Genomic DNA, 20341 nt, shown 5'->3' on the forward strand with positions numbered 1-20341 from the left:
CGTTGCCCCGTTGATCGAATCGCCCCAAGTTGTGGAGGAAGTGCCCAGTGGCCGCCAAAGACGCCAACGACGACCGGAAGCAGGACGATCAGGACAACGACGGCATGCTCGACATGAGCCAGGCCGCCGTGAAGAAGATGATCGCCGAGGCCCGTGAGAAGGGTTACATCACCTACGACCAGCTGAACCAGGTGCTGCCGCCGGAACAGGTGTCTTCGGAACAGATCGAGGACGTGATGTCGATGCTGTCCGAGATGGGCATCAACATCATCGAAGACGAGGAAGCGGAAGAGGAAGAGACCAAGGGCGCCACCGACCTTGTGACGACCGCCGGTGCGCGTGATGTCGTCCTGTCCTCGTCGGAATCCGAAAAGCTGGACCGCACGGACGACCCGGTGCGCATGTATCTGCGCGAAATGGGATCGGTCGAACTGCTCAGCCGCGAAGGCGAGATCGCCATCGCCAAGCGGATTGAGGCGGGCCGCAACACGATGATCTTGGGCCTGTGTGAAAGCCCACTGACGTTCCAGGCGATCACGATCTGGCGCGACGAACTTCTTAACGAAGACATCCTGCTGCGCGACGTGATCGACCTGGAAACGACCTTTGGCCGTTCCATGGGCGAGGACGACGAAGAAGAAGCCGTCGTGCCCGCGACCGCCATGGGAACGCAATCGGCGTCGCCGGCGGCGCAGCCCGCACGCGATACGGGCGCCGCCAAGACCGAACTGGATGCGGACGGCAACCCGATCAGCAAGGCCGAAGAAGACGACGACGAGGACGAACAGGCGAATATGTCGCTTGCGGCCATGGAAGCGGCGCTGAAGCCCCGCGTCCTGGAAATGCTGGAAGTGATCGCCAACGATTACGTCAAGCTTTCTGAGATGCAGGATCTGCGGATGTCCGCGACCCTGAATGAGGACAACAGCTTCAACGAGGCCGACGAGGTGGAATATCAGAAGCTGCGCTCGGAAATCGTGCTGCTGGTGAATGAGCTGCATCTGCACAACAACCGGATCGAAGCGCTTATCGACCAGCTTTACGGGATCAACCGCAAGATCATGTCGATCGATTCCGCGCTGGTCAAACTGGCCGACCAGGCCCGCATCAACCGTCGCGAGTTCGTCGAAGCCTATCGCGGGTACGAGCTTGACCCGGCCTGGATGGACAAGATGGCCGAGAAGCCCGGTCGCGGCTGGCAGGCGTTCATCGAACGCTCGGCCGGCAAGGTCGAGGAATTGCGCGGCGACATGGCGCAGGTGGGTCAGTATGTCGGCGTCGACATCACCGAATTCCGTCGCATCGTCCAGCAGGTCCAGAAGGGCGAGAAAGAGGCCCGCCAGGCCAAGAAGGAAATGGTCGAGGCCAACCTGCGCCTGGTCATCTCGATCGCCAAGAAATACACCAACCGCGGTCTGCAGTTCCTTGATCTCATTCAGGAAGGCAACATCGGCCTGATGAAGGCCGTGGACAAGTTCGAATATCGCCGCGGCTATAAATTCTCGACCTACGCGACGTGGTGGATCCGCCAGGCGATCACCCGCTCCATCGCCGATCAGGCGCGCACGATCCGCATCCCGGTGCACATGATCGAAACGATCAACAAACTTGTGCGCACCGGCCGCCAGATGCTGCACGAGATCGGCCGCGAACCGACGCCCGAGGAACTGGCCGAAAAGCTCCAGATGCCGCTGGAGAAGGTGCGCAAGGTGATGAAGATCGCCAAGGAGCCGATTTCGCTGGAAACGCCCATCGGCGACGAGGAAGACAGCCAGCTTGGCGATTTCATCGAGGACAAGAATGCCGTCCTGCCGCTGGATTCCGCGATTCAGGAGAACCTGAAGGAGACAACGACGCGGGTTCTGGCGTCTCTCACCCCACGCGAGGAACGCGTGCTGCGGATGCGGTTCGGGATCGGGATGAACACCGATCACACGCTTGAAGAGGTCGGTCAGCAGTTCTCGGTCACGCGCGAGCGGATTCGCCAGATCGAGGCGAAGGCGCTGCGCAAGCTGAAGCATCCCAGCCGGTCGCGCAAGCTGCGCTCGTTTCTCGATCAGTGAGGTGACGTAGCAGGGCCGCGCGGTCCGCAGGCCCAGTTTGTCTGGCGAAAAGGAGCGTTGTCGTGTCCATTCTCAAACGCCTGTTCGGGGGCAAACCCGGCCTGCCCGCGGAAGCGGCGTCCGAGGCCTATGGCGATTACCGGATCGTGCCCGACCCTATCGCAGAAGGCGCGGTTCATCGGCTGGCCGCGCGGATCGAGAAGGACACCGGTGATCAGACCAAGGTGCATCGGATGATCCGGGCCGACACCTTCCAAAACCGCGATCAGGCGATCGCCGCCGCCATCGTCAAGGCCAAACAGGTCATCGACGAACAGGGCGACGACCTGTTTGACTGACGCGCGGCGCTAGTTGCTGGGCATCAGGTAGACTTCGCGCACGGTGTTGCGCGGATCGGCCGAAAGGGCGTGCATCACGGCATCGGCGACATCCTCGGGGTGCAGCTTGTCGGGTTTCGCTTCGTCAAAGAACGGCGTGTCGACCATGCCGGGCGCGACGATGGTGCAGCGGCCCCCCCATTCGCGCATCTCTTCGGCCAGGTTGCCGCCGTATCCATGCACGAACCATTTCGTCGCGCCATAGATCGACCCCTTGATGTGATTGCGCCCGGCCGCTGATCCGGTCAGCACGATGTGCCCCTTGGTTTTCCTCAGATACGGCAGCGCGGCCTTGGCGGTGAACAGGACGCCAAGGGTGTTCAGTTCGATCACCTGGCGCCACTCGTCGGGATCGCCGTTCTCCGTTCCCGACTTGCCGATGCCCATCCCCGCATTGGCGAAGGCGGCATCGATACCGCCAAACCGGTCGGCCAGTTGTTCGATCGCCGTCTGCTGTGCCTGGGCATCGGTGGCATCGCCCGGCAGGGCCAGGGCCGTTTCGCCGATCTCGTCCGCCAGTTTGCTGATCTTGTCTTCGCTGCGCGCGAACAGGCCCACGTTCCAGCCGGCCTTGGCCGCGGCCCGCGCAGTCGCCGCGCCAATGCCCGAGGACGCCCCGGTGATGAATATCGTCTTGCTGCCCATTTGCTGTCCTTTCATTATGATGCCTGCGACCAACGCGGTGGCGCCGCTGCGGTTGCGTCGGGGACAGGGAAAGGTGGCGGGGATGATCGAAACCATCGAGATCGAGACGACAGGCGCAGGTCTTTACGAATTCACCGATCGCGTCACCGACTGGGTCGGACGCAGCGGTGCAGGCACGGGCCTTCTGACGTTGTTCGTGCGCCACACGTCCTGTTCCCTGCTGATCCAGGAGAACGCCGATCCCGAGGTGCAGATCGACCTCCAGGCGTTTTTTCATCGCCTCGTGCCGCCGACCGACGATCCGACGATGGCTTATATCACCCACACCTATGAGGGGCCGGACGACATGCCGGCCCACATCAAGGCCGCGATGATGCCGGTCAGCCTGACGGTGCCGGTGATCGACGCGACCCTTCAGTTGGGCCGATGGCAGGGCATATACCTGTTCGAACATCGCAGCCGACCGCACTGCCGGCAGGTTGTGCTTCACATGGGGGGAACATAGGTGACGAAAGATTGAACCGGCGGGCCGCGCTCCGGGCACGGTTGCACGCTATGGTTCCAGCAACGTTGAATCGGAGAACACCATGCACCGCGCCCTATGCCTCGCCTTCGGTCTCGCGCTGGGTCTTGCCCCGGCGATCCTTCCTGCACAAACCTTTCGCAGCGCCAACCGCCTGACCGTCCAGGCCACCGGCGGGCCGGATTTCAGGGTGTTGTTTCGGGGCGGCGCGCTGGAGCGTGATTATTGGTGCGCGGCGGCCAATTACGTCATCAGCGGCCTGGGGCTGCCCAGCCGCACCCGGCTGTTCCGCGCCACGCCGACCCCGCGCAAGCAGGGGCAGGGGGTGGGCTTTACGCTGGACCCGGCGCGCGCCACCGCCAAGAACGGCCTTTCGGTTTTCGGCAGCGCCGACGGCACGATTTCGGCGGGACACGCGCGCAGCACCTTTTGCGTGATCGAACCCGAATTCTGGTAGGGTTCGACCGCACGGCTGAGTCCGCCTCGCCACACCTTGGCCCCCAGATGCGGTGGCTTCCAGATTGCGCTACCCGAAGTGTTGACGCCTCTTCTATACTCGGTGCGTAACACGCCTTGACCCCGCGCGCCGGGACGGCACACCAAATCAAGGGAGACCGGCCGATGCGCTGCCCGTTCTGCGGAAACATCGACACGCAGGTGAAGGATTCGCGTCCCGCCGAAGACCACGTGGCCATCCGCCGCCGCCGTTTCTGCCCGGCCTGCGGCGGTCGGTTCACAACCTATGAGCGGGTGCAGCTGCGCGATCTGGTGGTCATCAAGACCAACGGCCGCCGGGAAGAGTTCGACCGCGACAAGCTGGAACGCTCGATCCGGATTGCTCTGCAAAAGCGTCCGGTCGAACCGGAACGCATGGATCAGATGATCAGCGGTATCGTGCGCCGGCTTGAATCCCTTGGCGAAACCGACATCCCCTCCAAGGCCATCGGCGAAATCGTGATGGAAAGTCTGGCGCGGATCGATACCGTCGCCTATGTGCGGTTCGCAAGCGTTTACAAGAACTTCCAGGCCGCGGACGATTTCGACAGATTCGTCAGTGAGTTGCGCCCGCCGGTCCTGCCTGAATAAGATGGACCTGATCGAACCGATGCGCCACGCCCTGACGCTGGGGCGCAGGGGGTTGGGCCGGTGCTGGCCGAACCCCGCCGTGGGCTGCGTGATCATGTCGGGCGGTCGCATCGTCGGGCGCGGCTGGACCCAACCGGGCGGTCGGCCCCATGCCGAAACCATTGCGCTGGACCAGGCCGGAGCCCATGCGCGGGGGGCGACGGCCTTTGTCACGCTCGAACCTTGCTCGCATACCGGCCAGACGGCGCCCTGTGCATCGGCGCTGATTGCGGCCGGTGTCGCGCGTGTGGTCTGTGCGGCGGGCGATCCGGATCCGCGCGTCGCCGGACGGGGCCTTGCGATGTTGCGCGCGGCGGGGATCGAGGTGATCGAAGGGGTGCTGGGGGACCAGGCCGCCGACGATCACGCCGGTTTCCTGTCGCGGGTGACGCGCGGTCGGCCCATGGTCACGCTCAAGCTGGCGACCAGCGTTGATGGGCGTATCGCCACCGTGTCGGGCGAAAGCCGCTGGATCACCGGTGCGGCGGCGCGGCGCACGGTTCATCGTTTGCGCATGACCCATGATGCGGTGCTGATCGGCGGGGGAACGGCCCGCGCCGATGATCCGATGCTGGACATCCGCGACATGGGCGACGTGGAACAGCCCGTGCGCGTCATCATGGCCCGCCAAGCCGGTTTGTCACGTGACGGACGACTGGCAAGATCGGCGCACCGGATCCCGTTGTGGCTGATGCACGGTGACGACATCGAAGATCTTGATGAGTGGCACGCCCTGGGCGCCCGCACCTTCGGCGTCCCGATCCGCGATGACCGGCTGGATGCGGCGGTCGCACTGCAGACCCTTGGCGCGGCGGGGCTGACCCGTGTCCTGTGCGAAGGGGGTGGCGCGTTGGCCGCGTCGCTGCTGCGGGCCGGTCTGGTGGATCGCCTGGTGGTTTTCGGTGCCGGTATTGCCATCGGCGCCGACGGACAGCCCGCCTTGGGTGCATTGGGCGTTCGCCATCTGGGCGCCGCGCCGCGGTTTACGCTGAACCGTGTGGCGCGTGTCGGCGATGACGTGATGCAGGTCTGGTCACGTCCGGCGCCATAGGTGCGCGTATCCGGCCAGCACGCCCTGCGCCTTGGCCAGCGTGCGGTTGAATGGCCCGGGGCGGGGGATCTGCCCGGTCGCAAGTCGGTCGGCCACCACCTCGGGCGGGCAGGGAGCGTTCGTGACCGGATCGTGATAGAGCGGATAGCCGATCAGCACTGCGTGGGCCAGTTGCTCCAAGGTGGGCCGTGCGCGGCGCCGCGCTGTCACCGGGCCCAGATCGCGGGTCAGCCCCCAGCCGGCATAGAAGGGCGCCCCGAGACAGACCACGGATTTGCCCCGCAACAGGGCCTCGAACCCCAAAAGTGACGTCATCGTCCAGACATCGTCGACCTCTGCGACAAGGGCCATGGGATCGGTGCGTCCGATCACCAGGTCGGCATGGGCGCGGGCGTCGGCCTCGGATACCGTCCCGGCGCGCAACCCCGCTTCGACGTCGGGATGCGGTTTATACAGGATCACGGCGCCGGGGTTCATCTGGCGCGCGGTTTTCAACAGCTCAAGGTTCGTGCGACAGGCGCCGCCGCCAAGCCGAATCGACGCGTCGTCTTCCACCTGACCGGGCACGAGGATGCGGGGGCCGTCGGGCAGGTCGGGCACCGTAGTCGTGCCGATGTTGTATTTTGAAAGGTTTGTAGACAGCAACATTGCAATAAATCGCCGCGAACGTTGCAGATCTGAAGGTGTCAGTGATGCCGATTCTCCGATGAGCCGTTCGAGTCGCGAGGCGCGGGTGGGGTCGTAATAGATCCCCATATCGTCGGCGACCAGCGAAAGCGGCGGCACCAGATCCGCCCCCAAGCCGCGCGAGCGCAAGAACCCGTCTTCCAGCCGGAACAGCGGATCGGCGCGATGATCGGATGTCTCCTTGCCCGCCCAGACCAGCATCGGTCGTCCGAGGTTTTGCGCAGCAGTCGTGGCGCGCAGGGGATCGTCTTCGAACACCAATGGCTTGTGACGTCCGAAGATCTTTTGCAACGGTTGCCGCTTCCACAGCCGCATCCCGCTGGCGACATGGCCTGCATGATCGCGCCGCCACGCGAAAACCTCGGCTTCGAGGATCGCCAGCGCGTCCTCGAAGCTGCACAGCCTGTCATGGAACGGATCGTACCAGGTCGGCGCCAGAATCATCGCCGCGGCAAACAGTTGCGCGCGCGTCAGGCGCCGTTCGCGCCGCGGCACAGGGTTTTCGTCCTGGGTCAGGCCCCAGCCGCCATAGAAAGGTTGCCCGAAGACCCGCGGGCGATGGCCTGCCAGCAGCGCCTCGAACCCCAGTTGTGAACTGACGACATAGACGGCAACGGCGCCTTCGAGCAGGGCCCAGGGCGACACGGCGTCGCTGAACAGCGTGGTGCGATGATCCTCGTGCCGCGCCTCGAAATGTCCGGTTCTGTGTCCCTGTTGGGTTTCGGGGTGGGTTTTCAACAGGATTTTCCGGCCGGGATGTTCGATCTGGGCAAACGCCAGCATTTCATCGAACAGCGCGGCCGAGCCTGCGGCGTGGCGGATCGAGGCGTCGTCGCGGGTCTGATCGATGACGAGCACGTAACCGGGATCGGGCAGGGGAGCGGCGGGATCATGGGCATTGTATTTCGACAGATGGCCGCGTTTTAGCCGGGCCATGCCGTCGCGCGCGCGATCCAGAAGCGCCGTATCGTCCAGCGGATGGGTGGCAAGCAGGTGTTCCAGATCCGACGGGCGCGAACTGTCGAAATGCACGCCGCGCCGATCCAGCATCAGGCCGAGCGGCGGTGATCCGGCGCGTCCGGGCAGGACCGATCGCAGGAACGCATCCTCGACATGCAGCAAGGCCGCGCCGGTGCGTGCCGCCATGGCCTCGCCGCGATGGGCCGTGGGGCTTTTGCCCCAGACGGCGATCGTATCTTCGGGGCCGGGCCGACCGACGCGCAAGGCCCACCCCGACAATGCCAGGATGCGCCGCAACCGCCGTTGGGTCAGGAACCCGGTGTTGTAAACGAAAAGCCGCCGGAGAGCGGTCTCTCCGGCGGCATCGTCAGATCGGGTCGCCACGCAGGTTACTCGGAGATCGAGTTGAGCGTATCGACGGTTCCGATGGCGCCGGTCAGCGCGGAAAGCGTCTTGGTCCATTGGACATAGGGCGCTTCGGTCACATAGACGGTGTCCTGATCGCGCACCACGAAATCGCGCGCTTCGAACATGCCGGTGGGGGCCGTCAGGTCGAGCACGTAAACCATCCGCTGTGTGCCGACCAGATCGGTGCGGCCCAGCACTTGGTTGGCGATCTCGGGTGGTTCGTTGCGGAACACGAACACGCCGGTGGGATCGGCCAGCGAGGTCGAGAGGCCCCCGACTTGGGCGATGGCCTCGATCGCGCTGATGGTCCGGGTTTCAAACGGAATACGGCTCTGGGTGCCGGTGGCGCCCAGCACGGTGAACGACCTGGTATCTTCCTCGACAAGGATCCGGTCGCCGCCGCGCAACGCGACGTCAAGCTGCGGGTTGGCATAGAGATCCTGGAACCAGATCCGCCCCTTCTGTCCGCCGCGAATGAGGTTGATCTGCGCGATCTCGACCGGGATCGCGATCCCCCCCGCGCGCGCCAGCATGGCCGACAGGGTGCGGGTCGGCCGCTCGATCGCATAGACGCCCTGGGCGCCGACACCGCCGACGACCGAAACGGTCGAGCCGTCCCCGGCAAGGCGGCGCACCTGCACCTGGGGGTCGGGGGTCTGGCTGTCCAGCTTTTCGGTGATCAGGCGGCGGATCGCCTCGGGCGTATTGCCGGCGGCGCGGATCCGTCCGGCATAGGGCACGAAGATAAAGCCCGAGCCATCGACCTGCACTTCTTCCAGCAGGGTGGCGTTGGTGCCTTCGGCGGCCAACAGGCCGTCATCGACGTTTTCATAGATGGTAAGGCCCAGCGTATCGCCCGGCCGGATCGTGTCGGATCCCACCACGCCCGATTGCAGGAACTGCGTCGAAAAGCCCAGCGCCGGCACAACCGATGTGGCACGGGTGACCCGGCTGTTGACGGCAACGATGAAAGCGTCGCCCGACCGTTGGACCGAGCCTTCGAAAATCTCGCTCTTGCTGGGCCCGGAACGGGGCAATCCGCAGCCTGCGACCAATGCCACAAGCGCGACGAGGGCGACGGACCTGGTCCAGCGCGATCCCTTGTTGTTCACTGCTCGGTCTCCTGACCTGTTTTTTTTCTGCCTCGGGTCGTCTTTTTTTTCGAAGCTACGGGAAAGGTGGCGAAAAAGCCAGACCGTGTCACCAAAGCCTCATTTCACGATGCGCAACTGTTGCCTTGGTGCCGCTGTGCCATGCATCAGCGCCTGATAGGGGTCATCGTCGGCCAGCATCATGTCGACCACCTGACGCAGCAACTGACGCCGCCCGCTGGACGAATAATAGCCGCCGGCGATCTGGCTCGTCTCGAGCAGGAAGTGGCGGTAATCGCGATAGGCGCGACTGTCGGGGCGCGCGGCGCGGGCGAAGAATTCGCCAATCGGTTGCGTGCTGACGAATTCGGGCTTGGCATAGACCGCGTCGCCGAACACCTTCAACGGCAGACCGCGCCACAACACCTGTTGCGCGGCGGTCGAATTGACCGTCACGGCGCTGCGCGCGTGGTCCAGCATATGGGCCAGCTTGCCGCCGCGCACGTAATGCACCCGGCCGGTGACTCCGTGCAGCTGCGCCAGGCGCCTTACCTCGCGCCGTTGCGGGGTGCGCCCGTCTTCCAGGGGGTGGGCCTTGACGACAAGATGGTGATGCGTCGGCGCCCCCTTGGCGAAACCGGCGATCACCACTTCGAGGAACTCGGGCGTGCCGGAAAAGGGTGAATGCATCTGGAAATTGGCATCGTGATCCAGCTGAAGCAGTGCCAGGTGATAGGGAAAGCCACCGTGGGTGATGCGCCACGTCGCCTGAACGCGGTCGGCCCAGTGCCACGGCATCAGGAACAACCGCTTGAGATACAGGCGAAACTCCTGCGCGACGCCCATCGCGCGGTGCGGGCGAAACCGGGCATAGCGCCGGTTCGCCAGCAACACGAACGCGTGATACAGCGCGCCGTAAAAGATGTGCTGCCGCATGTCGCCCCAGCGTGCCGGCGCTTCGGGCATTTCCAGTTCGGCATTGGCCAGGGCCGCCCGCATCCGCGCGATGTCGAGGTCCATCAGCTGTGAATTGCCGTTCGATCCGCCCCGTTCGTAGGTGACCCAATAGGGGCGCAGGTACCCCTCCTCGAACACGTGCAGGCCCAGCCCCAGTCGGCGCGCCAGCGCCACCGCCGCCGCATGGATCGGCCGGGTGTCGCCATAGAGCGCGATATCGGTGATGCCCTTTTCGGCGACGATCCTTGCCAGGGTTTCGGGCCAATCCTCGGGCGCGCCCGTGTAGGCGATGTAACGGCGGCGATCGGACCAGAAGAACGCGTCGCCCCGGTTGAACCCGACACGCCATGTCCGTGCCCCGGCGGCGCGCAGCATCCTGGCCAGCCGGGCAAAGAACGGCCCGTGCGGCCCTTGCAGGAACAGGAAATGGCGTTCTGTTGGCTGATGCTTTGGCATTGTCCGATCCGGCCTTCGGTGCTGCGACAGGCGTTGCTTAGCGCCCAAACGTGAAGATTGCAGCCAAATCTGACCACCTTGTGGCATCACGCCGGCGGGCAGGCGGTTTTCGCGTGCCTCTTGCCTTGCGATCCTGCGCCCGCTACCCCGATCAGCGAGACAATCGAGGGCAGGAATACCATGTTCACGGGAATTATCACCGACATCGGCGAAGTGCTGGAAGTCGAACGGCGCGGCGATCTGCGGGCGCGCATCGCGACGGGTTATGACATCCCGGGGATCGACATCGGCGCGTCCATCGCCTGTGATGGCGTCTGCCTGACGGTGATCGCCACGGGAAACGATCCGCGCGGGTGGTTCGACGTCGAGATTTCGGCCGAGACCGTGTCGGCCACCAACATCGGCGCCGATGGCTGGAAACCCGGCAAGCGGCTGAACCTCGAGCGGGCCTTGCGCGTCGGTGACGAGTTGGGCGGTCACATCGTATCGGGCCACGTCGACGGCGTGGCGGTCATCACCGCGATGCACGACGAAGGCGACAGCACCCGCGTGACGCTTCAGGCGCCCGAAAGCCTGGCGAAATTCATCGCGCCCAAGGGATCGGTCGCGCTGAACGGCACATCGCTGACCGTGAACGAGGTCGAGGGCGCGTCGTTCGGCATCAACTTCATTCCCCACACCAAGTCGGCGACGACCTGGGGCCGGGCCGAGGTGGGCGATTCCGTGAACCTGGAAGTCGATACCATGGCGCGCTATGTCGCGCGGCTGTCCGAGATGGCGGGCTGAAACCGGTCACGCCACCGCGCCCCCCATGTCGTTGCAGCGGCCATCGGTGCGGCCGTGGCGCCGCCGGATGCCGGCGCGCGCCGGACCGATATCACCGACCCTGCGCGACGGTGCGGCATCCCCGCCTTTGAGCACTGGCGTTTCCGCCATGCCTGCGCTATCTGGCGCTCCGATACGAAGGAGCGCCCATGTCCGATCCAAGTCATTACCATGATGCCATCTCGTCGATAGAAGAGATCATCGAAGATGCGCGTGCCGGTCGCATGTTCATCCTTGTCGATCACGAAGACCGCGAGAACGAAGGTGATCTTGTCATCCCGGCGGAAATGGCCACGCCCGAGGCGGTCAATTTCATGGCCACCCACGGGCGCGGGCTGATCTGTCTGTCGTTGACGGGCGAACGCATCGACGCGCTGGGCCTGCCGTTGATGGCGTCGCAGAATTCGTCGCGCCACGAAACCGCCTTCACCATCTCGATCGAGGCGCGCGACGGCGTGACCACCGGGATCTCGGCCCATGACCGCGCCCTGACGGTGAAGGTCGCCATCGACGACGACGCCACCGCCGCCGATATCGCGACCCCCGGCCATGTCTTTCCGCTGCGCGCGCGCGACGGCGGTGTGCTGGTGCGCGCCGGCCATACCGAGGCGGCCACCGACATCGCCCGGCTGGCCGGGCTGAAGCCCGCCGGCGTCATCTGCGAGATCATGAACGACGACGGGCACATGGCCCGGCTGCCCGACCTGGTGGCCTTTGCGCAACGTCACGGCCTGAAGATCGGCACGATTTCCGACCTGATCGCCTATCGCCGCCGCAACGACAACCTGGTGCGCCAGAGCAGCGAGCAGACGATCACCTCGCAATTCGGCGGCGAATGGACCATGCGGATCTTTTCCGACGAAACCCAGGGCGCCGAGCATATCGCGCTGATCAAGGGCGATCTGTCGGGGGATGATCCGGTGCTGGTGCGGATGCACGCGCTGGATCCGGTGCTGGACGTGGTGGGCGCGGGCGGCGCGGCGCGGACCGCCGAATTCGGCAATGCCATGCGCGCGATCGCCGCCGAAGGGCGCGGTGCCGTCGTGCTGTTGCGCGATCTGCACATGAAGATCAGCGCCGAAAACGAAGTCTCGCCGCAGACCCTGCGCAACTATGGCCTGGGGGCGCAGATCCTCAGCACCCTGGGCGTGTCGAAACTGGTCCTGCTGACCAATTCGCCCCGTCCAAAGGTCGTCGGACTGGATGCCTACGGCCTGGAAATCACGGGCACCCGCAAGATATCGGAGATCGAATAATGGCCGGCGCATCGCATTACACCCCGCCCATGCCCGAGTTCACCGATCCGGTGAAACTGTTGATCGTGGTGGCGCCCTATTACCGGGACATCGCCGATCACCTGGTTGCCGGGGCGACCGCGCAGCTCGACGCGGTGGGCGCGACCTGGGATCTGGTCGAAGTGCCCGGCGCGCTGGAAATTCCCACCGCGATCCGCATCGCGCACCGCCAGAGCAACTTTGACGGGTTCGTGGCGCTTGGCTGTGTGATCCGGGGCGAGACGACCCATTACGACACGGTCTGCAACGACAGCAGCCGCGCGCTGACCTTGTTGGGGCTGGACGCCTGCTGTATCGGCAACGGCATCCTGACGGTGGAAAACCACGAACAGGCAGCGGTGCGCGCAAATCCCGACGATCAGAACAAGGGCGGCGGCGCGGCCGCGGCGGCGCTGCACCTGATCGCGCTGAGCCGCAAGTGGCGGCGCGAACCCAAGGGCGTCGGATTCCAGCCAACTGGCAGCTATCGGGTGGCAGGGGACGACGAAGGCAAGACCACGGCATGAAATCCCCGACGAAACGCCAGATGAAATCGGCCGCGCGGCTCTACGCGGTTCAGGCGCTGTTCCAGATGGAACATTCCTCGCTGTCGGCCGACAAGGTGCGCGTCGAATTCGAAGATCACCGGTTCGGCGCGATCTACGAGGGCGACGAGATGATGGAGGGCGACGTCGATCACTTCCGCCGCCTGCTGGATGACGCGGTGAACCATCAGGCCAGGATCGACCAGATGACCGACCGCGCGCTGGTCGCCAAGTGGCCGATCGCGCGCATTGATCCGACATTGCGCGCGCTGTTCCGGGCCGCGGGGGCCGAGCTTGTCCAGCGTGCGACGCCGCCGCGGGTCGTCATCACCGAATACGTCGACGTCGCCCATGCCTTCTTTCCCGATGGCAAGGAGCCGCGGTTCGTCAACGGCGTGCTGGATCACATGGCGCGCGAGGCGCAGCCCGAAGCGTTCTGAAGGTGCCGCTTGACGGCATCGATCACGGGTTTAGGTTAGGGTGATCCGCATCTGAAAGGCACATCCATGCCGCCGATCTTCCGATTCTACATCCGCAATTGCGCCATCGGCTTTTTCTGGGCCGCGATCTTCGTGGCGTTGGTCCTGTGGTTCAATGTTGCCGGGCTCTGGCATCTGGTATCGGGGTCGGACATCGGGTGGCTGGCGCTTTTCCTGCTGTTCTTCTTCAACGGCCTGGTCTTTGCCGGCGCCCAATGCGGCGTCGCGGTCATGCTGATGACGGAACCCGAAGACAAGGGCCCGCGCGGCGGCCACGCTCAGGCAGCGTCGCCATCGGTCGTTCCGGTGACGATCCGGTAACGGGTCAGCTCATCGGGCAGAAAGACGTAGATCGCGTTGGGCGGCGTCACCAGCGCGTGGCGCATCAACAGCGGATCGAGCCCCATGTCGTCGAGATAGGCCATCACCTCGCCCTGGCCGCGTTGAATGTCCTCGACCGCAAGGAAGGCGGGCAGGATCGTGTTCTGGCCGAAGTAGTGCTGATGGACGCCGACGTAAGCCTGCGGATCCACCCGCCGCTCGGTCCCCGCCGCCAGGATATAGGGGCAGGCCGACAGGCAGACATCACCGGCCGTCAGTTCGGTCTCGAACCCGCCATCGCGCAGCGCGCGCCCGATCTGGAGCGCATCGACGACCGAGCCGCCCGTGCTGTTCAGCAGCACGACCTCGGGCGCGGCCTCAAGCGTGATCAGCCGGTCCGTGAACCGCACCGCGTCGCCCGGGGCGATCTCGCCGGTGAGCCGCATCGCCGGGCGTCCGGCATACGCCACGACCTCGAACTGCAACCGCTGGGGCATGTCGGTGACGGGCGGAAACGGACGATCGGCCGGGCCTTCGGGCGCGTCGCGCGGACGATACCGCCGGGTCTGATCGCCGGGGCGCGCCGGTTCGTCCAGTCGGGGGGCGGGGGGCGTGAAGGACAGGCCCTGAAGACCGGCGGCGATATCGCTGCCGAACATGACCGCCGCCATCGCCAGTTGCAGCGCGAGGATCGCCTTGATCGTGGTGGCGACACCGGGGCGCCCGCGCCGCACCTGCATGGCGCTGTCGGCGGAGGGCGAAGCCTTGGTGAGCGTTGGCAACACGCGCACGGGTTATTCCGCCGCGTCGGGCAGGGGGCTGGCCGGTGCCGGTTTTTCGACGGCCGGTTTGGGGGCCGGACGATCGAGCGTGTCTTCCATGTCGCGCAACGCCGACACGGCGGCGCGCAATTCGGCCAGTGTCAGGGTGTCTTCCATCCCCACAGGATCGCGGCCCGAGCGGATGGCGGCCTGCGTGATCATCAGGATCAGGACCAGAACCGCCGGCAGCAAATCGATGGCGATGGCACCGGCCCAGGACGGAATGAAGTTTCCGGCGTAACGGATCACCGCATCGGCGCTGGAAATCGGCGTATAGGCGGTTTCGGCGGGCGGCTCCATCTGCATCACGTTCTCGGCCGCGGCGCGCAGCGTGTCGGCGCGCTGCCCCAGAAGGGTCAGGACCGAATCGATGGTGGCCTGTTGCCCGGCCTGAATGGCCGCGGTCGATCCGTCCAGCCGCGGCAACACGACCGAGGCCGACAGATCCTGCGCCGCCCGCGCCACCAAGGGTGCGACCGACAGTTGGCGCAACTGGGTGATGATGCCGGCAAGGCGCACGGCCTCTTCCGAGAAATCGACCGACCGGGCCTCGACCGGGCCGGGTTCGACCGTCAGCGCGCGCATCCGGCTGAGGATCTCGTTGCCGACGGCAAACGCCTCGGCGACCAGCGGCTCCTGTGCCGCGATCTGGGTTTCCAGCCCGGTCAGCTCTTCCGACTTCTGGCGGAGCACGCGAAACACCGCACCACGCCCGGCAACGCCCGACAGATCGCCGGTGGCCTCCTGTTGCGACAGATCCTCGAAGCTCTGGCGCACGCGGGCGACATCGCGGTTCAGACCCTGCGCCGAGACGGTGATGGTGTTGGCCCGCTCCAGCGCGGCCTGATAATCCTGCACCGTATGGGCCAAGTGCTGTTCGACCGCGGCCGCCCCCGCCAAAGCAGCGGCGTTCAGCCAGGACGACATGGCAATGATGGCCAGCGAACCCAACGCCATGGAAAAGAACAACCCCAGCCGCGCGGCAGCCGTGCGCACCGCGGGCAACAGCCGCATGAGGTAGGACCAGAACACGAAGATGCCGACCGAGACGGCGATGGAATAGGCCAGCGCCGCAAAGATCGACAACGCGCCGTCATCGTCCAGCAACGACGACACCCCGAGATAGGTATAGATCCCCGACGCCACGGCCAGCACGCCAAGCGCGGTGCCCGAGAATGTTTCGAGCCACCCGAGGTGCGATTCGAGTTCGCGTGCATAGCGCACGCCCTGCGCTTCGGTGCGGCTGAGATGCTTGTCGTCTGTCATGCGGCTCCCCGGTCTTGCGGCTGACTATGGCGTGGCCTGCGGGCCGGCGAAAGACGGATGACGCAATCGTGGCACATGGTAGCTGGGTAGGGAAGGTATGGCGGGACCGCTGATCGACCGTCGGGGTGTTCATTCCCGAGAGCCTGTATACACAGGTGGGAACCAGGTAACCGGACCACGATCCGGACAGCGCCAGCCCCCTCGGAATTGATTAAGGCCACTGGAATAGAACCCCGGCACGAGAAGCGCAGTGCCCGCCACACCCAACAGTTAGGTCCGGTGCAGGTTCGTGACAAGGGGCGATCGACTTGTTCGCGCGGTGCCCGGATCAGCCTTGGGGATTCGAGTATTTCGAGCAAGAAAAAGCCGGAACATGCAGTGTATCGGCGGGTGGGGTTGATCTTTGTTTATGATTTGTTCACACATCCCGGAATGATGGACGCTTCCGCCTCTCCGTTTCCCCGGCCCGGCCAGTTGTTGGCGCGGGGCGTTTGCCGGCATCTGCTGGGTCACGATTTCATGAGCGTCGAGGAACTGGTGCCGACCCCGGGTCTGCGCGTCGATGTCATGGCCTTGGGTCCGAAGGGCGAGGTCTGGATCGTCGAATGCAAGTCCAGCCGGGTCGATTTCACCTCGGACCGCAAATGGCAGGGGTATCTTGAGTGGTGCGACAGATATTTCTGGGCGGTGGATGCGGCGTTTCCAACCGATCTTCTGCCGGACGGGACCGGATTGATGATCGCCGACGCCTATGATGCCGAAATCCTGCGCATGGGGCCCGAGACGCGGCTGCCGCCGGCCCGGCGGCGCGTGATGACCCAGACTTTTGCCCGCCACGCCGCGCGACGGCTGCAGGCGCTGCGCGATCCGGGTCTGGCGCAGGCTTTCTGAGCGCGGCGGTTTGCCGAAACGCGGCTGAATCTGCGTCCTGCCCTTGCTTGTAAGTCCCGGGGTGCGCAGATAGGGTGCGCGCGACGTGGGCTCGCGGGCCCTGACACACCGTGACGAACCTGACACCGACCAGAACCGAAGGACCCTTATTCATGTTTGCAACGCCTGCCTATGCGCAAGCGGCTGGAGGCGCCGCGGGGGCGTTCACCAGCTTTGTTCCGCTGATCCTGATCTTCGCCATCATGTATTTCCTGCTGATCCGTCCGCAGCAGAAAAAGGTGAAGGTGCATCAGAAGATGGTCGAGGCCCTGCGCCGCGGCGACCAGGTGGTCACGGCTGGCGGGTTGATCGGCAAGGTGTCCAAGGTCAAGGACGACGGCGAGATCGAGGTCGAACTGTCGGAGGGCGTGAAGGTGCGCGTCGTCCGTTCGACCATCGCGCAGGTTCTGAACAAGACCGAACCCGCCGCGTCCTGACCCCCCGTTTTCTTCCAGCAATCAGGCAGGCACATGCTGCATATTCCGACGTGGAAGCGGATCGTCATCTGGGGACTTGTCGTTCTCGGATTGGTGTTCGCCCTTCCCAACGCCTTCTATTCACGGGTCGAGACGCACAACGACGCGATCCAGACCATCGAAATGCAGGGCAGCACGCCTGAACTGGTGGCGGATCGCGCCGCCTGGCCCGATTGGGCGCCGGCGACACTGGTCAATCTCGGGTTGGATCTGCGCGGTGGCGCGCATCTTCTGGCCGAGGTTCAGGTCAGCGATGTCTATGCCGACCGGATGGACGGCATGTGGCCCGACGTGCGCGACGCCCTGCGCGGCGCACGCGACCGGGTCGGCACCGTGCGTCGCACCGACGCCGAGCCCGGCACGCTGTCGGTGCGCATCTCGCGCCCCGAGGGCATGGAAGAGGCGCTGCGCCTCGTGCGCGCACTCGCGGTTCCGGTGGCGACCCTGACCGGCGCGGGAGCCAGCGATCTGGTGGTATCCGGCGCCGGCGATACCATCACCGTGCAACTGAGCGAGGCCGAAAAGGTCGCCACCGACACCCGCACCATGCGCCAGTCGGTCGAGATCATTCGCCGCCGGGTGGACGAGGTCGGCACGCGCGAGCCGACGATCCAGCGGCAGGGCACCGACCGGATCCTGATCCAGGTGCCGGGCATCGGATCGGCCGCCGAGCTGAAGGACCTGATCGGCACCACCGCGCAGCTGACCTTCAACCCCGTGGTCGGCCGCACGTCGGACGCCAACACCCGCCCCGAGCCGCGCCAGAAGGTTCTGCCATCGCTGGATGAGCCGGGACAGTTCTATATCGTCGAATCCACACCGGTGGTCACCGGCGAGGAGCTGACCGATGCGCAACCGGCGTTCGATCAGAACGGGCGGCCGGCGGTCAACTTCCGCTTCAACCCGTCGGGCGCACGGAAATTCGGCGACTATACCGCCGAGAACATCGGATCGCCCTTTGCCATCGTGCTGGACGACGAGGTAATCAGCGCCCCGGTTATCCAGAGCCATATTCCCGGCGGCAGCGGCATCATCACCGGCAATTTCAACATCGAGGAATCGACCAATCTGGCCGTGCTGTTGCGCGCCGGTGCGTTGCCGGCCGAAATGACGTTCCTGGAAGAACGCACGATCGGCCCCGAGCTGGGCCAGGACAGCATCGATGCCGGGCGCATCGCCTGCCTTGTGGCCTTTGGCGCCGTCCTGGTGTTCATGGGGCTGAGTTACGGTCTGTTCGGCATGTTCGCCAATATCGCATTGCTGCTGAACGTCGGGCTTCTGTTCGGCCTGCTGTCGGTGATCGGTGCGACGCTGACCCTGCCGGGAATCGCCGGGATCGTTCTGACGATCGGCATGGCGGTCGATGCCAACGTTTTGATCTTCGAGCGGATCCGCGAGGAGTTGAAGACGGCAAAGGGTCCGGCGCGCGCGATCGAGCTGGGATACGAGCGCGCGCTTTCGGCGATCGTCGATGCGAACATCACCACCTTCATCGTCGCGACCATCCTGTTCACGCTTGGCTCGGGGCCGGTGCGCGGTTTCTCGATCACGCTTGGCCTTGGTATCCTCACATCGGTTTTCACCGCAATCTTCGTCACGCGGATCATCATCGTGATGTGGTTTGAACGCCGCCGCCCCAAAACGATCGAGGTCTGACATGCGCTTGCGACTGGTTCCAGAGACGACGAACATCGACTTCTTCGGCCGCGCCAGGCTGACGTTCGGGGCATCCTGCGTCGCCATGGTTCTGTCCGTGGTGGTCTGGGCGATGTTCGGGCTGAACTTCGGCATCGACTTTCAGGGCGGCACGACAATCCGGACGCAATCGGTTCAATCGGTCGATATCGGGGACTACCGTGCCGCCATCGCGCCGCTGGACCTGGGCGATGTCAGCATCACCGAGGTGTTCGATCCGACCTTCGGCGACGATCAGAACGTCGCGATGATCCGCATCCAGGCCCAGGACGACCAGGAAGCGGTGACGGCCGAGACCATCGCCGCGGTCGAGGCGGCCCTTCAGGAGGTCGATCCGTCGATCACCTTCCCGTCGGTCGAATCGGTGGGGCCGAAGGTGTCGGGCGAGCTGATCCAGACCGCGTTCATCGCGGTGGGTGCATCGCTTCTGGCGATCCTGTTCTACATCTGGTTGCGGTTTGAATGGCAGTTCTCGGTCGGTGCGGTGGTGGCGCTGTTCCATGACGTGATCGTGACCATCGGAATCTTTTCGGCGTTGCAGATCCGGTTCGACCTGGCAACCATCGCTGCGATCCTGACGATCATCGGCTATTCGATCAACGATACCGTCGTGATTTTCGACCGGCTGCGCGAAAACCTGATCAAGTATCGCAAGCGTGATCTGCGCGAGGTGATGAACATCTCGGTCAACGAAACGCTGAGCCGGACGTTGATGACGTCGGGCACCACCCTGATCGCGTTGATCGCACTCTTGATCCTGGGAGGTGACGTGATCCGCGGCTTTGTCTTTGCGATCACGTGGGGCGTTGTGGTCGGCACCTATTCGTCGGTGTTCGTGGCCAAGAACGTCGTGCTGTTCATCGGCCTGAACCGCGAGGACAAGCCGACCGACAAGGGCAACCAGTTCGCAGGCATCGACGCCTGACAGGGGTTGGCCTGACGGCACCCTTGGCCATGGGTGGTCGGGCGTGCCCGGTCGCCCTATGCTCTGGTGCAGCAAGGAGAGGCGAGATGCGACTGAACGAGATCACATTCACGGATGCCCGCCCGATCGACGGCTATGGCCCCGGCTTTTTCCGCATCGCGGGTGAGGTGATACATGGTGACGCGGCAATCGGTCCGGCGGGTGTGCGCCCCTGGGGCGGGTATGGCGATACCGAGACGTTGCTGGCCCTGGCGCAGGATCTCGACGTGCTGTTCATCGGGACCGGGGCCGAGATCGCGCATATCCCGGCGGCGTTGCGCGCGACCCTTGAGGCGGCGGGGCTGGGCGTTGAAACGATGGCCACGCCCGCGGCCTGCCGCACCTATAACGTCCTGCTGAGCGAGGGGCGGCGCGTCGGCGTCGCGCTGATTGCGGTCTGAG

22 protein-coding genes are annotated in these 20341 nt (G+C 64.9%); 16 read left to right on the forward strand and 6 right to left on the reverse strand.

What is annotated here, in order from left to right:
- The first annotated feature begins 47 nt into the window (after nucleotides 1-47).
- Nucleotides 48-2063 carry an RNA polymerase sigma factor RpoD gene (rpoD, locus tag CFP68_RS14270; protein ID WP_099827613.1) on the forward strand — a complete coding sequence of 672 codons (2016 nt, stop codon included), beginning with the start codon at nucleotides 48-50 and terminating at the stop codon, nucleotides 2061-2063.
- A 62-nt stretch (nucleotides 2064-2125) separates the two neighbouring features.
- On the forward strand, nucleotides 2126-2401 hold the full coding sequence (locus tag CFP68_RS14275; RefSeq protein ID WP_099827614.1) for an HlyU family transcriptional regulator: 276 nt from the start codon (nucleotides 2126-2128) through the stop codon (nucleotides 2399-2401).
- A 9-nt stretch (nucleotides 2402-2410) separates the two neighbouring features.
- Here CFP68_RS14275 and CFP68_RS14280 read toward each other — a convergent pair whose 3' ends face one another.
- Nucleotides 2411-3085 (reverse strand): SDR family oxidoreductase, encoded by a 675-nt coding sequence (locus tag CFP68_RS14280; protein WP_099827699.1) that lies wholly within the window; start codon nucleotides 3083-3085, stop codon nucleotides 2411-2413.
- An 82-nt stretch (nucleotides 3086-3167) separates the two neighbouring features.
- Here CFP68_RS14280 and CFP68_RS14285 point away from each other — a divergent pair, with 82 nt between their 5' ends.
- From CFP68_RS14285 to ribD, 4 genes are all read left to right on the forward strand, one after another.
- Nucleotides 3168-3590 carry a secondary thiamine-phosphate synthase enzyme YjbQ gene (locus tag CFP68_RS14285; protein WP_099827700.1) on the forward strand — a complete coding sequence of 141 codons (423 nt, stop codon included), beginning with the start codon at nucleotides 3168-3170 and terminating at the stop codon, nucleotides 3588-3590.
- A gap of 82 nt (nucleotides 3591-3672) precedes the next feature.
- Nucleotides 3673-4065 (forward strand): hypothetical protein, encoded by a 393-nt coding sequence (locus CFP68_RS14290; RefSeq protein WP_099827615.1) that lies wholly within the window; start codon nucleotides 3673-3675, stop codon nucleotides 4063-4065.
- A gap of 164 nt (nucleotides 4066-4229) precedes the next feature.
- Nucleotides 4230-4694, forward strand: coding sequence for a transcriptional regulator NrdR (gene nrdR, locus CFP68_RS14295; protein ID WP_099827616.1), 465 nt, complete (start codon nucleotides 4230-4232; stop codon nucleotides 4692-4694).
- A gap of 1 nt (nucleotide 4695) precedes the next feature.
- Nucleotides 4696-5784, forward strand: coding sequence for a bifunctional diaminohydroxyphosphoribosylaminopyrimidine deaminase/5-amino-6-(5-phosphoribosylamino)uracil reductase RibD (gene ribD, locus CFP68_RS14300; protein WP_241524103.1), 1089 nt, complete (start codon nucleotides 4696-4698; stop codon nucleotides 5782-5784).
- Here the strand turns inward: ribD and CFP68_RS14305 are convergent.
- The 3 genes from CFP68_RS14305 to CFP68_RS14315 form a co-directional block, all read right to left on the reverse strand.
- Nucleotides 5767-7815, reverse strand: coding sequence for a capsular polysaccharide biosynthesis protein (locus CFP68_RS14305; protein WP_241524104.1), 2049 nt, complete (start codon nucleotides 7813-7815; stop codon nucleotides 5767-5769). The genes ribD and CFP68_RS14305 overlap by 18 nt on opposite strands.
- Nucleotides 7816-7820: 5 nt before the next feature.
- Entirely contained in the window at nucleotides 7821-8951 is a 1131-nt protein-coding gene (locus CFP68_RS14310) for a polysaccharide biosynthesis/export family protein (protein ID WP_099827618.1), read from the reverse strand.
- A gap of 99 nt (nucleotides 8952-9050) precedes the next feature.
- On the reverse strand, nucleotides 9051-10343 hold the full coding sequence (locus tag CFP68_RS14315; RefSeq protein ID WP_099827619.1) for a capsule biosynthesis protein: 1293 nt from the start codon (nucleotides 10341-10343) through the stop codon (nucleotides 9051-9053).
- 180 nt (nucleotides 10344-10523) lie between these two features.
- On the opposite strand from CFP68_RS14315, the gene CFP68_RS14320 reads away from it, so the two are divergent.
- The 5 genes from CFP68_RS14320 to CFP68_RS14340 all read left to right on the forward strand — a co-directional run bounded on the left by CFP68_RS14320 (nucleotide 10524) and on the right by CFP68_RS14340 (nucleotide 13787).
- On the forward strand, nucleotides 10524-11129 hold the full coding sequence (locus CFP68_RS14320) for a riboflavin synthase (RefSeq protein ID WP_099827620.1): 606 nt from the start codon (nucleotides 10524-10526) through the stop codon (nucleotides 11127-11129).
- A 188-nt stretch (nucleotides 11130-11317) separates the two neighbouring features.
- Complete coding sequence (ribB, locus tag CFP68_RS14325) at nucleotides 11318-12424, forward strand: 3,4-dihydroxy-2-butanone-4-phosphate synthase (protein ID WP_099827621.1); 1107 nt, start codon at nucleotides 11318-11320, stop codon at nucleotides 12422-12424.
- A complete protein-coding gene (locus CFP68_RS14330) occupies nucleotides 12424-12969 on the forward strand; it encodes a 6,7-dimethyl-8-ribityllumazine synthase (protein ID WP_099827622.1) in 546 nt (181 codons plus the stop codon). Before ribB ends, CFP68_RS14330 begins: the two co-directional genes overlap by 1 nt.
- Nucleotides 12966-13427, forward strand: coding sequence for a transcription antitermination factor NusB (nusB, locus tag CFP68_RS14335; protein ID WP_099827623.1), 462 nt, complete (start codon nucleotides 12966-12968; stop codon nucleotides 13425-13427). The genes CFP68_RS14330 and nusB overlap by 4 nt, the downstream gene beginning before the upstream one ends.
- Nucleotides 13428-13493: 66 nt before the next feature.
- Entirely contained in the window at nucleotides 13494-13787 is a 294-nt protein-coding gene (locus CFP68_RS14340) for a hypothetical protein (protein WP_099827624.1), read from the forward strand.
- Here the strand turns inward: CFP68_RS14340 and CFP68_RS14345 are convergent.
- Nucleotides 13745-14578, reverse strand: coding sequence for a hypothetical protein (locus CFP68_RS14345; protein ID WP_338152818.1), 834 nt, complete (start codon nucleotides 14576-14578; stop codon nucleotides 13745-13747). The genes CFP68_RS14340 and CFP68_RS14345 overlap by 43 nt on opposite strands.
- A 3-nt stretch (nucleotides 14579-14581) precedes the next feature.
- Complete coding sequence (locus CFP68_RS14350; RefSeq protein WP_099827626.1) at nucleotides 14582-15874, reverse strand: hypothetical protein; 1293 nt, start codon at nucleotides 15872-15874, stop codon at nucleotides 14582-14584.
- Nucleotides 15875-16306: 432 nt separating this feature from the next.
- On the opposite strand from CFP68_RS14350, the gene CFP68_RS14355 reads away from it, so the two are divergent.
- From CFP68_RS14355 to CFP68_RS14375, 5 genes are all read left to right on the forward strand, one after another.
- Nucleotides 16307-16765, forward strand: a complete 459-nt coding sequence (locus CFP68_RS14355) for an MmcB family DNA repair protein (RefSeq protein ID WP_099827702.1) — start codon at nucleotides 16307-16309, stop codon at nucleotides 16763-16765.
- Nucleotides 16766-16917: 152 nt separating this feature from the next.
- Entirely contained in the window at nucleotides 16918-17241 is a 324-nt protein-coding gene (gene yajC, locus CFP68_RS14360) for a preprotein translocase subunit YajC (protein WP_099827627.1), read from the forward strand.
- A gap of 33 nt (nucleotides 17242-17274) precedes the next feature.
- Nucleotides 17275-18936, forward strand: coding sequence for a protein translocase subunit SecD (secD, locus tag CFP68_RS14365; RefSeq protein WP_099827628.1), 1662 nt, complete (start codon nucleotides 17275-17277; stop codon nucleotides 18934-18936).
- A gap of 1 nt (nucleotide 18937) precedes the next feature.
- Nucleotides 18938-19900 carry a protein translocase subunit SecF gene (secF, locus tag CFP68_RS14370; RefSeq protein ID WP_099827629.1) on the forward strand — a complete coding sequence of 321 codons (963 nt, stop codon included), beginning with the start codon at nucleotides 18938-18940 and terminating at the stop codon, nucleotides 19898-19900.
- A gap of 86 nt (nucleotides 19901-19986) precedes the next feature.
- On the forward strand, nucleotides 19987-20340 hold the full coding sequence (locus CFP68_RS14375) for an Mth938-like domain-containing protein (RefSeq protein ID WP_099827630.1): 354 nt from the start codon (nucleotides 19987-19989) through the stop codon (nucleotides 20338-20340).
- Nucleotide 20341: the final 1 nt, after the last annotated feature.

The organism is Oceaniglobus indicus, assembly GCF_002751875.1.
Lineage (GTDB): Bacteria > Pseudomonadota > Alphaproteobacteria > Rhodobacterales > Rhodobacteraceae > Oceaniglobus > Oceaniglobus indicus.

Excerpts from the sequence above, each read along its gene's own strand:
- secF (WP_099827629.1), top strand. The coding sequence starts at position 18,938 with ATGCGCTTGCGACTGGTTCCAGAGACGACGAACATCGACTTCTTCGGC.
- CFP68_RS14315 (WP_099827619.1), bottom strand. The coding sequence starts at position 10,343 with ATGCCAAAGCATCAGCCAACAGAACGCCATTTCCTGTTCCTGCAAGGG.
- nusB (WP_099827623.1), top strand. The coding sequence starts at position 12,966 with ATGAAATCCCCGACGAAACGCCAGATGAAATCGGCCGCGCGGCTCTAC.
- ribB (WP_099827621.1), top strand. The coding sequence starts at position 11,318 with ATGTCCGATCCAAGTCATTACCATGATGCCATCTCGTCGATAGAAGAG.
- CFP68_RS14350 (WP_099827626.1), bottom strand. The coding sequence starts at position 15,874 with ATGACAGACGACAAGCATCTCAGCCGCACCGAAGCGCAGGGCGTGCGC.
- secD (WP_099827628.1), top strand. The coding sequence starts at position 17,275 with ATGCTGCATATTCCGACGTGGAAGCGGATCGTCATCTGGGGACTTGTC.
- CFP68_RS14285 (WP_099827700.1), top strand. The coding sequence starts at position 3,168 with ATGATCGAAACCATCGAGATCGAGACGACAGGCGCAGGTCTTTACGAA.
- CFP68_RS14280 (WP_099827699.1), bottom strand. The coding sequence starts at position 3,085 with ATGGGCAGCAAGACGATATTCATCACCGGGGCGTCCTCGGGCATTGGC.
- nrdR (WP_099827616.1), top strand. The coding sequence starts at position 4,230 with ATGCGCTGCCCGTTCTGCGGAAACATCGACACGCAGGTGAAGGATTCG.
- CFP68_RS14320 (WP_099827620.1), top strand. The coding sequence starts at position 10,524 with ATGTTCACGGGAATTATCACCGACATCGGCGAAGTGCTGGAAGTCGAA.
- CFP68_RS14330 (WP_099827622.1), top strand. The coding sequence starts at position 12,424 with ATGGCCGGCGCATCGCATTACACCCCGCCCATGCCCGAGTTCACCGAT.
- yajC (WP_099827627.1), top strand. The coding sequence starts at position 16,918 with ATGTTTGCAACGCCTGCCTATGCGCAAGCGGCTGGAGGCGCCGCGGGG.
- CFP68_RS14290 (WP_099827615.1), top strand. The coding sequence starts at position 3,673 with ATGCACCGCGCCCTATGCCTCGCCTTCGGTCTCGCGCTGGGTCTTGCC.
- CFP68_RS14340 (WP_099827624.1), top strand. The coding sequence starts at position 13,494 with ATGCCGCCGATCTTCCGATTCTACATCCGCAATTGCGCCATCGGCTTT.
- ribD (WP_241524103.1), top strand. The coding sequence starts at position 4,696 with ATGGACCTGATCGAACCGATGCGCCACGCCCTGACGCTGGGGCGCAGG.
- CFP68_RS14355 (WP_099827702.1), top strand. The coding sequence starts at position 16,307 with ATGATGGACGCTTCCGCCTCTCCGTTTCCCCGGCCCGGCCAGTTGTTG.
- CFP68_RS14375 (WP_099827630.1), top strand. The coding sequence starts at position 19,987 with ATGCGACTGAACGAGATCACATTCACGGATGCCCGCCCGATCGACGGC.